Below are 13,079 nucleotides of genomic sequence, written 5' to 3' on the forward strand. Positions count from 1 at the left end.
AACACTTACTGAATGGAGATTTAATTATGGCTGGCGTTGAACTCGCGAACGCGTGGGTAACTATCATCCCAGATACGTCAAAAATTGCCCCGAAGATTAAATCTGCATTCGGTGATGTTGAACCCGCTGTCCAGAAGAAGGGCACGAGCATCGGCACTGGCCTGTCGAACGCTATGGGCAAGGCCCTTAAGGTTGGGGCCGCGTCGGTAGGTGTTGCTGCCGGCGCAGCCCTTTCTGGGTCTATCGCCAAAGGCTTTAGCCGCCTGAACGCAACCTCGAACGCGGAAAAGAAGCTGGAAGCGTTGGGTAACTCGGCCACTGATGTCGCCGGCATCATGGATAACGCCCTAGCGTCGGTAAAGGGCACCGCGTTTGGTATTGGTGAAGCTGCTGGCACCGCGGCAACGATGGTTGCATCTGGCATTAAGCCAGGCCAAGAACTTGAGACTGTCCTTAAGGGCGTAGCCGATACCGCTTCGGTAGCAGGCACGTCCATGGAGGATATGGGCCTTATCTTCGGTAAGGCCGCAGCTAAGGGCAAGCTTGATGGTGAGGTCGTAGCCCAGCTGCTTGAACGACAAATCCCTGTCTACGACATTTTGTCGAAAAAGATGGGGGTCGCATCTGAAGACATCGCCGACATGGTGTCTAAGGGCGAGGTGGACTTTAAGACGTTCTCGGAAGCGATGAACGAGTACGTCGGCGGCGGCGCGCAGAAGATGGCCGAAACGTTCGACGGCGCGTTCATGAACATGGGTGCTGCCATGGGCCGTTTCGGCGAGACGCTGTTGAAGCCACTGTATGAGGCATCTCCGGCATTGCTTTCTGCTGTCGGTGGAGTTTTTGACGGCATGGAAGAGGCCATGTCGCCTGCAATGGAGCAGGTGGGCGAAAAGCTCGGGCCTGCTTTTGAGTCTTTTGCAGGGATAATTGAAGATAGAATCACCCCGGCCATGGCTGGCTTTGCAGAATGGCTGGGCGATATTGCGCTTAAGGTCACAGACGTTGTTGTTGACCCGGAGAACTGGGAGAAACTAGGCGACGCGTTTTCATCTCTTAAGGACACGGCGGCAAACCTTGGACCCGCGTTAGGTGACCTGATTGGCTCACTGGCGCAAGTGTCCGCATCCGTCAGTGTTGCTGTGTGGCAGGCGCTGGCAGACGTACTCAACGCCCTTGAGCCTCTCATTTCGTCTGTGCTGGTTCCTCTGGTCGAAAAGATTGCAGACGTTGCTGCACAGAACCCGGGGGCCGTGCAGGCCGTAGTTACAGCATTCCTTGGATTCAAGGGACTGTCCGCCATTGCAGGCCCCGTGGGCTCTGCCGTCGGCATCATTAAGAACCTGGGCGGGGCAGCAAAGTTCGCCGGCAGCGCATTTAAGGGCGCCTCGATTGGCGAAGCAATGCTCACACTCATGTCGGGCGCTAATTCCGCTAACCCAGCTGTATCCAAGATGGGCAAAGCCACTGCTAAGACGGGCCGTGGTCTGGCTAAAAGCAGCATGGCTGCCAGCGCTACGGGTAAAGCCTTCGGCGGTATGGGTAAAGTGCTTGGTCCTGTCGGTAAGGCCTTTGGCACGATTGGCCGTGCCGCAATGAAAGCCATCAAGTTCATCAACCCGTGGGTTGCTGGATTCGCACTGCTTACCGGCGCATTAACGTGGTTTTTCACCAAGACCGAGTGGGGACAGCAAATTTGGGAGTCTTTCACCCAAGCTATCGGCGCCGGGTGGGATTGGCTCGTTGAGAAATTCCAGGCCGGTATTGACTGGATACAGTCCACGTTTGGGCCTATTTTCTCCCAAATTGGTGACACCATTTCCGCCGCGTGGGACGCCACGGTCGAGAAAATCACCGCGGGCATCGACAAAGTCAAAGAAATCTTCGCCGGTGGTCTAGAGTTCTTCCAGACTGGTGAGACTACGGACTTGGCCGCAGCTTTTGGTCTTAGTGAAGATTCGCCCATCTTTACTGTGATGACGTTCTTGCGTGACAAGATAGTCCTGCTCAAGGACGTTGCCATTGAGGCCTGGGGCCTGATGAAGGAGAAGTGGGCCGAGTTCACCACCGGATTCGGCCAATTCTACGAAACGTGGATTGCCCCGGTTGTGGACTTTATTGGTGAGAAATTCACTGGGGCTAAAGAGCTCGCGGTTGAGGCGTGGCAGGCCATGCAGGATAAGTGGTCTGAATTTACGCAGGGCTTCGGCGAGTTCTATGAGACGTGGATTTCGCCCATTGTGGAAACGATGGGTGAGGCTTTCACTGTCATGGGTGAGGTTGTGTCTGCCGCCTGGACTGCTTTGGGTGATGCTGTATCCGCAGTGTGGAATGGTGTCATTAAGCCGGTGTTTGACACGTTTAAGCAGGTAGCTGAGATTATTTTCCCAGCTGTTGCCAGCATTGTTGGCACTGTGGTTGGTGCCGCATTCCAGATTATGGGCTCTGTTATTTCCACGGTGTGGAATAGCGTTATCCGCCCTGCGTGGGAAGTAATGAAGTCTGTATTCGGGGTTGTTGCTGACGTATTGACGGGTAATTTCGACAACCTGGGTAACCGGTTCAGTGAGCTTGGTTCCCGCATCATGGGCCTGGTGACCGGTATCTTCACAGGTGCGTGGAACCTTCTGCGCTCTGTGGTGACTACCGCGTTGAACGCTGCTGGCGCCATCGTGGATACGTTCAAGGACACCGTCATCAAGATGGTGAACGTTGCCAAGGGGCGTATCGATGACCTGATTAATGGCTTTAAGGCCATGCCGGGCAAGATTAAGGGCGCGTTCGCTAACGCTGGTTCGTGGCTGCTGGATGCAGGCCGCAGCATTATTAGTGGTCTTGCTCAAGGTATCCGTAACGCTGCTGGCATGGTTGAAAATGCTATTCGGGCGGTTATCCCCGATAACCTGGAACGATTCGTACCAGGTTTGCATCTGGGTGGTGTTGTTCCGGCGTTCGCCCGCGGCGGTGTACTGCCTAGCGTGCCGGGTATTTCTCGAAACGAACGTGACCCAATTTTGGGCTGGTCGTCAGAAAAGAAACAACCCATCGCCCGCGTGGAACCCGGCGAGTTCATCGTCAACCGTGAAGCTACGCGCAAGAACTGGCGACTACTCACCGCGATTAATGGCGGCAAGGTTGATGGCCAGCAGGGCGATATTGGCCTGCCGCGCTACGCCAACGGCGGCGTCGTCTCCTACGACCAGGCCTACCGCTTCCTCAAAGGCGAAAGCATCAATGGCGCACGCCCGCCACGCCCACTGGAAGGCTCAGCCTACGTGTGGGGCGGCGGCCTGAACGCCAACTGGGGTGACTGCTCCGGTACACAGTCGGCTGAGGCCGCACTCGTGGCTGGCGTGAACACCGCAGGCCGCAAGTTCGCCACCGGCACGCAAGGCAGTTGGCTGGGCCAGCACGGCTTTAAGCGTGGACGTAGCCCGGGCAAGAACGCATTCGAGACCGGCTATTTCAATGGCGGGCCTTGGGGTGGCCACACCGCGGGCACACTGTTCGACTCGCAGGGCCGGTCGGTCAACTTTGAGATGGGCGGCGGTCGCGGTAACGGCCAGCTTGGCGGCCCTGCGGCTGGTTCGCGTCATCCACAGTTCACTGATGTGTGGTGGCACCCGCTGAAATCTTCGTCTAAGACGATTACCGGCGTGCAGTCCACCTCTACTAGCGGCGTTACTGTCGGCACCGTTGATGAGAAGAATAAGTTCCAGGCGGAGCAGATAGATTGGGGCGAAGCCTCCAAACTGGCTACGGACTGGGAAAAGGACGAAAGGACGAAGAAGAATCTTCGTCGTTGGTCTGCCGGAATCTTTGACACCGGCGGCATCCTGAAACCAGGCAACATTGCTATCAACGCGTCCGGTAAGCCCGAGCGCGTGCTTGACCCAGCATTAACCGTTGCTGTTGAGCAGATTGCCAAGGTTTCGCCTGATTTGGCGAAGGCGATGAACAATTTCGCTAACGTCAATTGGGCCGGTATTGGTAATGAAATGTCGGTTGCGTTCGCTGGCGGCAACGCAGGAAATAAGAACCTGGCCGCTGCCGTGGGTGACCGTGTTGCAGAACGCCTCACCGGATACGCGTCGTTTGCTGGTGCTCAAACGCGCAGTATTCAACGCGGCGACAAGATTGGGGCGTACCTCGAAAACATCGGTGTTGTTGAAGGTGTTGACCTTGCCGACAGGATTGGTTCTCTAATCGGCATTGACGGCATTAAGTCCACGTTTGGTGGGGTCGCTAGTGCCTTCGAGGGTATGGAGTCTGCGGCGTCTGCGGAGGTTGATGCTGCTGATTCTGTAAAGCAGGCAGAAAAGAATCTGGCTCGCGCCCGCAAGGAAGGCTCCCCAGAGGATGTTGCTGCTGCTGAGCAGGACTTAACTAAGGCACGTGGTGCTGTTCAAGTTGCTGCTGCGGCTATGGGACAGGCCCAGGTCGCGATGATGATTGAGCTCGCTGCAATGGCGATTAAGCTCATTAAGGCGGTCTTTGATTTCATCGAAGCCCGAATCCAGGGCGTCATGAAAGCCCACGTTGATGCATTCGAAGCTGTTTCTGACGCTATGGGCGCTGTCGCTAAATTGGATGAGACGGTGCTGAAGCTTCGTGAATCTGTCACCGGCGTGATTATTGACCACGCTATGGCGCAGATTGAGTGGGCCGCCGCGGCTCGTGAAGCTCGCATGGTGCAGATGGATGGGATTACTGCGCAGCTTGAGGCTACGAAGACGCTGGCAGAAGCGCAGGCCGATTTCGATGCGCAGCGCAAAAATGACATGCGCTTGGCTGCGATGGACTACACGGACTTGTCGTTGGCATACGACCGATTCCGGTGGGACATGATTGGCGCCAACGAGGACATGATGGACTCTATGGCCGCATGGTCTGACGAATCTCATGCTTTGTATTCCGAATTGCTGGCGGCGCAGGTCAACCAGCAGTTGGTGGAGAAGCAGGCGCAGCGGGCCAACCTTGAGGCATCGTACAAGCACATTTTGGCTGTTCTTGAGCTCAACGATGTGACGGCGAACCTTGAGGTTGCTGCGAAGAAATTGGCTGTAGCATCAGGCCAAGCATTCGGCATGGATCAAGTTGGTGCCACGGTTGGGCAACGCTATGCCGACTTGATGGCTGAAAAAGCATCGTTGAATGCTGACCAGGCTAGCTTGAAGACGTGGCTGAATCCCGTGAACTGGTTTACGTCAATGCCGGCTAACCAGCGTCGCATTAAGCAGATTGACCAGCAGCTTAAGCAGCTAGAGGCCATGCCGGAGTTCCAGAGCTTCGACAAGCGTACGCGCCGGGATATTGAAAAGGCCGTGAAGTCTGCGGGCTGGATGGGATTCTTCGGTGCTGGCGACAAGGTTGATAAGACGATAAAGAACTCTGCTTTGGGTGACGCTTCGCGTGCCCTGGAGCAGATGGAGTTCGAGAATGATCTGATTGATCTGAAGGCCGAGCAGGCGGAGATGCGTCGGAAGATGGAAAAGAATCTTGCCGAGGTTGAATACCGCAGGAAGAACGACCCGCTTGAGACGCTTATTGAGGGACTGAAGCAGGAGCAGGATTCTAATAAGACGTGGGCAGAGTACTGGCGCACGGATAATGAGAATATTCGAAAAGCTCTTGCTGACCTTGCGCAGCACCAGGCGGATTATGCGTCCGAGTTGAAGAAGATGTCTGCTGAGCCTAATCGGGTTGTGCATATTTCTGGCGAGTCGTTTACACGTGCTCAGTTGGAGGATGCGATGCGCGAGTTGGGTGTGCGCGTGGAACGTTTGGAGAATCCACGTGCTTCGGCGTCGCAGGTTGTGGCGTCGCGTCGCTAAAGAGGTAGAGGAGAATTGTAGTGTCGTATTCATTGTCGTATTTGTCGCCGACTGGCAACGAGTACGAGTTTCTTCATGGTTCTGATGGTGGCCCGTTTATCGAGCTGGATACGCTGACGGGGTTTGTCGCTCAGTTTGAGGACATGCCTGTGTCTTCGGTGGGGTTGCCGGGTGCGACTGTTGATATTCGTGACCGTGTAATCCATCAGATGGATGGCTCGTTTACGCTTGTGGTGTTTAGCCAAGAGCAGTGGCGGCAAGTGCGGCGTGATTTCTCTACCCGTGAGCAGGGCACGCTGATTCTTGATGATGGTAGTCTTCTTGAGTTGCCGTGCCGCTTGGCGGCGTCTTTGCCGACGCCGGGCCGTGTGCCGAAGGTTGGTGTGCGGCTTGAAGTGAGCATGATTGCTGACGGTGGCGTGTGGCTATCGCGTGCTTCTGCCACCAATAAAGTCAGTGTGACGAATTGGGGTGATGTTGCAGTATGGCCCGAAATCATCTGGAATGGTGCAAATTGCAGCCTCACCCTCCCATCAGGCGCCGCGTTCACACTTCCAACGGTATCGACACCACATCGCCTGTCGTTGTCGCGCCGGGCGAGTGGCCGGGCAGTCAACGAAGCCACGGGCGAGAGTATCTCTACTGATGCGGTAGGGGAGATGGTGCCAGTGGCAGCAACCCGCGATTACACGCTTACCGGTGACGCTAGGCTGGAATGGTCGGTGGGGGTGCTTGACCCATGGATTTAGTGCAGTGGCGCTCACACATTAAGCAGGTTGTGGAGGATGAGGGCCAGTGGCTCGGCATTCTTAATGAGGACGGTTTGCCGTTTTATGAGCTCGGACAAGTATCGCGGGTATCTTTCCCAGAAACGCGGCTGGCAGCATCGTCGGTAGAGGTCGCGGTAAACGTGACACTTGGCGATAGGGTTGTTGATGACCTTGTTGGCGAGGGGCTCGGCAAGACGAGTGACGAGGGCCGACTTGTGCCGGCCACTGGTGCATTGCGCATGCTATGCCTTATTCGCCGCGGCGGGGAACGCCGTGTGGCGTATGTGACACATACCGTTGCTGAGGGGCGTTATGCCCCGTCTGTGCTCACGATTCATGGCTTGGATTTGGTCGATGGATTAGCAGCATGGCCATGCCCATCTATCCCCGTGGAGTGGGCAGGCAAAGAGTTCAAGACTTGGGACACGGACGCATCAGGGATTGCATATTCTAAGCCGCGTGTTTTGGCCCAGGTGCCGTTTGCGACTAAGGCGGACGGGTACACGGTGAAGGGGTCAGCGCGGGATACGATTCGTCGCCTTATCCAAGATTCTTTCGATGGCGTTAACGCATTGTATGGGTGGGGTGATGACCCTCATGCGGTGGTGGAGTTTGATTCTTCGGTTGATAATTCCGGCCAGGTGCTGATTCGTGTCAATGATGACCCTGTGTTGGAGACGGTGGCGGAACCGGCACGCTCGGCGGGGCTTGGTATTGAGGTGTCGTTGTGGTGGCCGGGGGATACGCCGGTGCGGGTGCGGGTGTCTCGTGACCCTGAACGTTTTGAGGTGCGGTCGTGGGCGCATCCGGTGCAGGTTGTGCGTATCCGTCGCATTAAGGAGAAGTGATGTATCCGTTGGTTGCTGATGGTGGCGAGGTCACGGTTTTACGTGACTTGGCCGCTTTTTCTTATGGGAGCTGGGCTGTGGAATGGCCGGAGTCAGTACCGGAGGAGCAGCGGCCTGAATTGCCTGATGATAGGGATTTTGGCTACGCCTTAAAGCTGAAGGAACCACCGGGCCGTATGGGGCGCAGGTTTGTGCGTGCCAACGTGTCTATCACGGCGCAGGATTTCGACAATGAGGGCCAGCCGATGCCTTTTAGTGGCGAGTCTGATGTTGAGCAGGTCCTTGAAGAAGCCGCTGAACGTGTCGATGGGGACGTGTTCTTTGAGCGGGAGATTACCCGCGCCGGGCTGGGTGCCCTGGTGCCGCGTGTCGATTTCGATGTTGATGATGTGGTGCCGGTGCTTATTTGGGGTAAGACGATTTTGTCGCCGGTGACGTCGATTGAGGACGTGGCGGAGGCCGGCGCGGTGGTGGATTACCGGGTGCATGTTGGTGGGCAGTTGTTGCGTGATGATGCTGCTCGTGAGCGGGCGAATCGTGAGGTTGAGCGCACGATTGCGCAGGAGCGGCGGGAGCGGGTGGAGTCTGTCGCTAAGGAACGCAAGGCCCGTAAGTCTGATGTGGGGTCTGTGCGTGAGGTGTTGACGGGGGCTGGTGGGTCTGATTCTGACCTTTTGGCGTCGTTGGTGGGGATGAATCGGCAGTTGCAGGCGACGGATTCTGACCCGCAACCTGGCCTGATTCCTGCGTATATTGAGCTGAATACGAAGCTGTGGGAGACGCAGAAGAAGGTGAATGATGCTTTGGAGGCGGGGCAGCGTGCTAACCGGGATTTGATTGAGGTGCAGCAGGCTGTGTCGGAGGCGAACCGTGAGGCTTTGCGGGAGATTGAGCAAACGAACAAAGCCCGCGACCTTTTGGTGGATCGGTTGCAGCAGCAGGAGCTGCAGTCGCGTAGTCAGCGGATTCGGTTTTTCTCGCTGGCTGATGGGTCGAATGAGCACTGGGATGTCACCCAACAGGACGCCACTTTTGGAGCTGATTCGTATTCGTTGTCTGCGAAGGGTGATTGGGTCGGCTCAGCTGTCGGCATGCACACCTACACGAAAAGAAATAGTATCTCCGGTACTACGAATAGTGGCTATATTAATGAGACCGTCACCAAGCCTTTGAGTTTGACTGTTTCTGCTGGTAATCGCACCGTTAGTATCGGTGGATCGTCCGGCATTGTGTGGTACCGCGTGGACGCCGGCCGTGTGCGCACCGTCAGGTTGGAGCGCACGAATTTTCTGCCCGAGCACAATCAGTGGGTGCAAGTCGATGCTTTTAATGTGCTGAATGCGGGACGCTATACGCTGCAGACGCGTGTGGTGTGGGCTGCGGTGCACCGTGGCGCTAATTATGATTTCCGCGTCCGTGTTGATGGGGGCACGGTGGTGTCGGATTCATCGGGTACTGATTTCGGGCCTATTGGGCCGTGGGGCAATGGTGTGCGTTCGCGTGAGGCTGACCTTGTGCAGCGTGATTTGCGTGTGGGGCAGCGTGTGGTTTTTGAGGTTCGTACGGATGCGTCGGGTGCTGCGTCTCGTGGTGTGCAGTCGGCTGTGTGTCGTGCATCGTGGATTGAGGAGGAATAATGCCAACTGTTAGTGGCAATTTGTTGTTTGTGTCGTCTCGTGCGGCGCAGGTGTCGGAGGTGTGGCTGCATGCCCGTGAGGTACGTACGCATGACAGTGGCGTGGTGACGACGGGGAATGACCGGTTCCCCGTTCATGAGGGGGAAGTCACTTTTACGTGCTTGCCGGGGCCTGCGGTTCTGGCTTTGATTTCGCAGGGTCGGGCTGTGGATACGGTGCCGATTGTGGTGGGAGAGTCCGAGGCCCAGTCTTTGCGGAATGTGGTGCGCGCCGCCCAAATTGTGGACGATTCCACCCAGCGCGAGATTGAGCGCCTGTCGGCAGAGATGATGGAGGCGCTGGACTCTGCGCGGGAGGAAGCGTCTTCCGCCCAGGGTCACGCTTCGATAGCTGGTGAGCAGGCATCGGTGGCGCGTGAGCAGGCCGGGGCTGCCGCATCATCGGCGGAGGAAGCTAAGGGTGCTGCTTCGACGGCTGAGGGGTATGCGTCTCGTGCTCAGTCTTCTGCGGAGGAGTCGGGGCGTGCTGCTGACCGTGCAGAGGGTGCACGTTCGGAGGCCCGCACGGCGTGGGACGGGGCGAAAGAGGCCCGCGATGCCGCGCAGGGGCATGCGTCTACGGCTGAGGGGCATGCGGGTCGCGCTGGGGAGCACGCAGCGGCGGCGGAAGCGTCGGCTGGCCGTGCAGAATCTTCGGCGCAGCAAGTGCGTGAAATCGCGGACTCTACACGGTGGGACGGCGACCAGGTCATTGTCAATGGCAAGCAGTCCCCACATCTGACTGGCCCGCAGGGTGAGCGTGGCCCAAAGGGCCCACCAGGCACTGTGGACGGGATTGATTTTGAGCAGTACGCCAAGGTAGAGCAGCTATCTGAGATGGCTAATAAGAAGTACGTAGATAGCGCTGTTGATGGGAAGCAGGATAAATCGGCGGTACTCGACGCCCTTTCACGCTCCCTAGAAGGTACTACGTCGACAATAGGTGGGTTTGGGCGATTTGCCTTACCTAGAAGGGTTGTCGTCACTGGTAATGATGGGTGGGTGACTGTCGAGGGTGACCCTGAAGAGGCAAATCATGTCGTCAACAAAAATTACGTCGACGAGCAGGTCTCGAACGTCACCGTGGACACGTCAGGGCTGGCAACCAAACAGGAAGTCAGTGCGGTACGTGACCGCGTAGGTGCGCTGGAGTCTGGTGGTTCATTCTGGACAGGCTCGAAGGCGGAGTATGACCGCATTGGCCGTAAAGACTCGAACACGCTTTACATCGTGAGGTAGCCCATGCCACTAGTGAATCAGAGTGACATCACGGACGTACGTCTAGGCACTGTAGAAGCCGGGGCATTGCTAGCAGGCGACAAACTCATCTGGAACAGACGTTCCCAATACACACGCTCCAGCCCCGGCAACTACACCCTTAACGTCCCATCGTGGGCGTCGTTTATGACATACATTCTCGTCGGCGGCGGTGCCGGTGGCAGCGCGGGTGCTTACGGCTCCACTGGTAAAGGCGGCAGAGCCGGTGACACCAAAATGGATGGTGTGGAAATCCAGCCAGGCTCAAGCATTAGTATCGACGTCCCCACGGGCGGCAGGGGCGGCACATCCTCCCAATCACCCGAGCCCGGGAAGCCAGCGAGCATTGTGTACAACAAGACTGTGTCGTCACGGACGAGTATCGTAGCTTCTCGCGGTGTAGGACAGACTGGGGCATTAAATGGAGCTAATGGTACACATCTGCGCCCGCTAAGCTACCCGTATTTATCTGCGCATCTCGACGACCCAAACGGCGCATTTACCCTACCCGACGCAGGTGGCTCACCTGGTGAGGCGGGCCGTTTCGGTGGTGGTGGCGCAGGTGGTCAGCAAGGAAGCTTCTTCACCTCCGCAGGTGACGGCGGTAAAGGCGGTGACGGGTATGCGCAGGTCGTATTTTTCGGGGTGGACCCACTCATAGAGATAAATTCCGATACGCCCGACAGTTCCGGTGGGCGCTTCCGTGGGGAATGGGTCGCAGGCGTGCAATACGTGGAGGGTGACACGTTCACCTTCCAGAAGCAACGCTTCCGCGTGAAACAGGCTCATACCAGCTCGAGTGGAGCTTCACCCGCAGCCGTTGACATTCCGGGTATTGCACAGTCCTACTACGAACGAATTTAATTTGGAGGAAATGATGGAAGAGATTAAGCAGCAAATTAAGGCCCTAGATGAGGCTGATTTTGCGGAGTTACGCCGCTGGATTTTTGCCGACGAGGTGAAGCGCCGCGAGTCGCTGCCTGCGGTGGAGGAGGCGCAGGCGGGCCTGATTCAGGATTTGGCCGAGCAGGGTGAGATTACCCGCCCGGAGGTGGCGACGGAGCAGGCTGCGATTAATGGTGACGGCATCGTCCCGCCGTGGGTAGACCCGCAGGGGCGTACGCACAAGGCGTACATGCGTGGTGATGCGGTGCTGGACGAGGGCCGTATCTACATCAACCGCGCCGACGGGCTGAATTACGCCCGCCCGTCCGCCCCTGATTCCGGCTGGGTGGTGTACAACCCGCCTAAGGAAGACGAGGCGGAGTCCCCAGCAGCCCCAGAGGAAGAGCCAGAGGAGGCCCTAGCAGGCCCACCCGCATGGCGTGAACCCGCCAACAAGGACGAGCTCTACCCCAAGGGGGCTGAGGTCATACACGCTGGCAAGCAATGGCGCTCCACCGTAGACGGCAACCGGGCCGAACCCGGTGCCGATGACAGCTGGGAAGAAACCAGCGAATAAAGCCCACCAACCAGCCCTGACCGCCGCCCTCGGGCGGCTTTACTTATATCCACAGGAGGATATGTATGGATTGGGAAAACATTGAGCCGGACAAATACAACCTGCTCAACAAACACTACACACCCGGCCGCGGGGGAGCACGAATAGAATTCGTCACCCTACACCACATGGCAATGGTAGGAGACGTAGACGACTGCGTACGCGTCTGGCAGCAACGGCCAGCCAGCGCCCACTACGCCATCTCACCCACCGGCATGATTGGCCAAGCTGTCAACGATACGGACACCGCATGGTCAAACGCGAATCTCTATTCCAACCAGCGCTCACTAAGCATCGAGCACTCCAACAGTGCCGGGCCTGACCAAGATTGGCCAATCAGTGACGCTACCCGTGAAGCGGGCGCTCACCTCGTCGCCGCACTATGCCGCTACTACAAGCTTGGACGGCCAGAATCGGGGAAGAACGTCCGATTCCATAATGTTGAATCCGGCGGCTCAACCTCATGCCCGTATCATCTGCGCCCTGGTCATAAATACCATGATGCGTATATTCGCCGGGCGCAAGAGTGGTACGACCGTATGGCCTCCGGTAAATCCGCCCCCGCGCCTGCACCGGCCCCGAAGAAAGAACCTGCTTTGACTACGAAGTATTTCACTGATTTCATTACCGGCTATTTTTCCCCGCAGTTTGAGGCGATTCAGGAGATTTGGACGCAGCTACGCGGCCCACAGGGGAAGGGCTGGCCCCAATTGGGGAAGAATGACCGGGGTCAGAACCTGACCTTGGTGGATGCGGTGGCTGCGCTTCGGGGTGACCTTGTGCGAGTCGAAAAGAAGCTCGACCAGATTATCGGGAGGAAGTAATGGGCAAGCATTATAAGCAAGAAGCGCTGGCAGGTATTTCAGAGCAGGTGGCTGATGCGGTAGCTACTGAGCTTCGTGAGCAGCCGTGGTGGCTGCGCTACAAGGGCACGATTATGCTCGTGCTCCAGGCCCTGGCATGGGTGGCGGGTATCATCCCCGTCTACTATGCGGACGCCCCAGAATGGACTATCGCCCTCGTTGGTGGCATCGGATTTTTCCTCACCACGCTGGTGAACCGCTTGACGATTGATGGTGTCACCCCATCCATGGGGCCGCGCCTAGCGGGGCAGGCAGACCGTGCTCACATCGCCGCGCAACCCGCTGGCCTGCCGGTCTATAGTGGCCCCACCACCGCGGGAGAGTGATAATC

General features: G+C 57.3%; 9 protein-coding genes. All 9 read left to right on the forward strand.

Annotated features, from left to right (window positions below):
• Positions 1 to 26: 26 nt before the first annotated feature.
• The 9 genes from ACLI1Q_RS03855 (at position 27) to ACLI1Q_RS03895 (ending at position 13,074) form a co-directional block, all read left to right on the forward strand.
• Positions 27 to 5,834, forward strand: coding sequence for a tape measure protein (locus ACLI1Q_RS03855; RefSeq protein ID WP_349883533.1), 5,808 nt, complete (start codon positions 27 to 29; stop codon positions 5,832 to 5,834).
• Positions 5,835 to 5,854: 20 nt separating this feature from the next.
• On the forward strand, positions 5,855 to 6,583 hold the full coding sequence (locus ACLI1Q_RS03860; RefSeq protein WP_411697092.1) for a hypothetical protein: 729 nt from the start codon (positions 5,855 to 5,857) through the stop codon (positions 6,581 to 6,583).
• Positions 6,574 to 7,452 (forward strand): hypothetical protein, encoded by an 879-nt coding sequence (locus ACLI1Q_RS03865; protein ID WP_411697093.1) that lies wholly within the window; start codon positions 6,574 to 6,576, stop codon positions 7,450 to 7,452. Before ACLI1Q_RS03860 ends, ACLI1Q_RS03865 begins: the two co-directional genes overlap by 10 nt.
• Positions 7,449 to 9,089, forward strand: coding sequence for a hypothetical protein (locus ACLI1Q_RS03870; RefSeq protein ID WP_411697094.1), 1,641 nt, complete (start codon positions 7,449 to 7,451; stop codon positions 9,087 to 9,089). The genes ACLI1Q_RS03865 and ACLI1Q_RS03870 overlap by 4 nt, the downstream gene beginning before the upstream one ends.
• 224 nt (positions 9,090 to 9,313) lie before the next feature.
• Positions 9,314 to 10,366, forward strand: coding sequence for a hypothetical protein (locus ACLI1Q_RS03875; RefSeq protein ID WP_349889607.1), 1,053 nt, complete (start codon positions 9,314 to 9,316; stop codon positions 10,364 to 10,366).
• Positions 10,367 to 10,531: 165 nt separating this feature from the next.
• Positions 10,532 to 11,248, forward strand: coding sequence for a hypothetical protein (locus ACLI1Q_RS03880; RefSeq protein ID WP_411697095.1), 717 nt, complete (start codon positions 10,532 to 10,534; stop codon positions 11,246 to 11,248).
• Positions 11,249 to 11,258: 10 nt separating this feature from the next.
• Positions 11,259 to 11,846 (forward strand): hypothetical protein, encoded by a 588-nt coding sequence (locus tag ACLI1Q_RS03885; RefSeq protein WP_349883539.1) that lies wholly within the window; start codon positions 11,259 to 11,261, stop codon positions 11,844 to 11,846.
• Between the two features lie 65 nt (positions 11,847 to 11,911).
• Positions 11,912 to 12,709: an N-acetylmuramoyl-L-alanine amidase gene (locus ACLI1Q_RS03890; RefSeq protein WP_349883540.1), complete on the forward strand. Its 798-nt coding sequence runs from the start codon at positions 11,912 to 11,914 to the stop codon at positions 12,707 to 12,709.
• Positions 12,709 to 13,074 carry a hypothetical protein gene (locus ACLI1Q_RS03895; RefSeq protein ID WP_349883541.1) on the forward strand — a complete coding sequence of 122 codons (366 nt, stop codon included), beginning with the start codon at positions 12,709 to 12,711 and terminating at the stop codon, positions 13,072 to 13,074. The genes ACLI1Q_RS03890 and ACLI1Q_RS03895 overlap by 1 nt, the downstream gene beginning before the upstream one ends.
• Positions 13,075 to 13,079: the final 5 nt, after the last annotated feature.

It is taken from the genome of Corynebacterium limaceinasi (assembly GCF_046717465.1).
In the GTDB taxonomy this organism is placed as follows: domain Bacteria; phylum Actinomycetota; class Actinomycetes; order Mycobacteriales; family Mycobacteriaceae; genus Corynebacterium.

Excerpts from the sequence above, each read along its gene's own strand:
- ACLI1Q_RS03865 (WP_411697093.1), top strand. The coding sequence starts at position 6,574 with ATGGATTTAGTGCAGTGGCGCTCACACATTAAGCAGGTTGTGGAGGAT.
- ACLI1Q_RS03885 (WP_349883539.1), top strand. The coding sequence starts at position 11,259 with ATGATGGAAGAGATTAAGCAGCAAATTAAGGCCCTAGATGAGGCTGAT.
- ACLI1Q_RS03880 (WP_411697095.1), top strand. The coding sequence starts at position 10,532 with ATGACATACATTCTCGTCGGCGGCGGTGCCGGTGGCAGCGCGGGTGCT.
- ACLI1Q_RS03890 (WP_349883540.1), top strand. The coding sequence starts at position 11,912 with ATGGATTGGGAAAACATTGAGCCGGACAAATACAACCTGCTCAACAAA.
- ACLI1Q_RS03895 (WP_349883541.1), top strand. The coding sequence starts at position 12,709 with ATGGGCAAGCATTATAAGCAAGAAGCGCTGGCAGGTATTTCAGAGCAG.
- ACLI1Q_RS03855 (WP_349883533.1), top strand. The coding sequence starts at position 27 with ATGGCTGGCGTTGAACTCGCGAACGCGTGGGTAACTATCATCCCAGAT.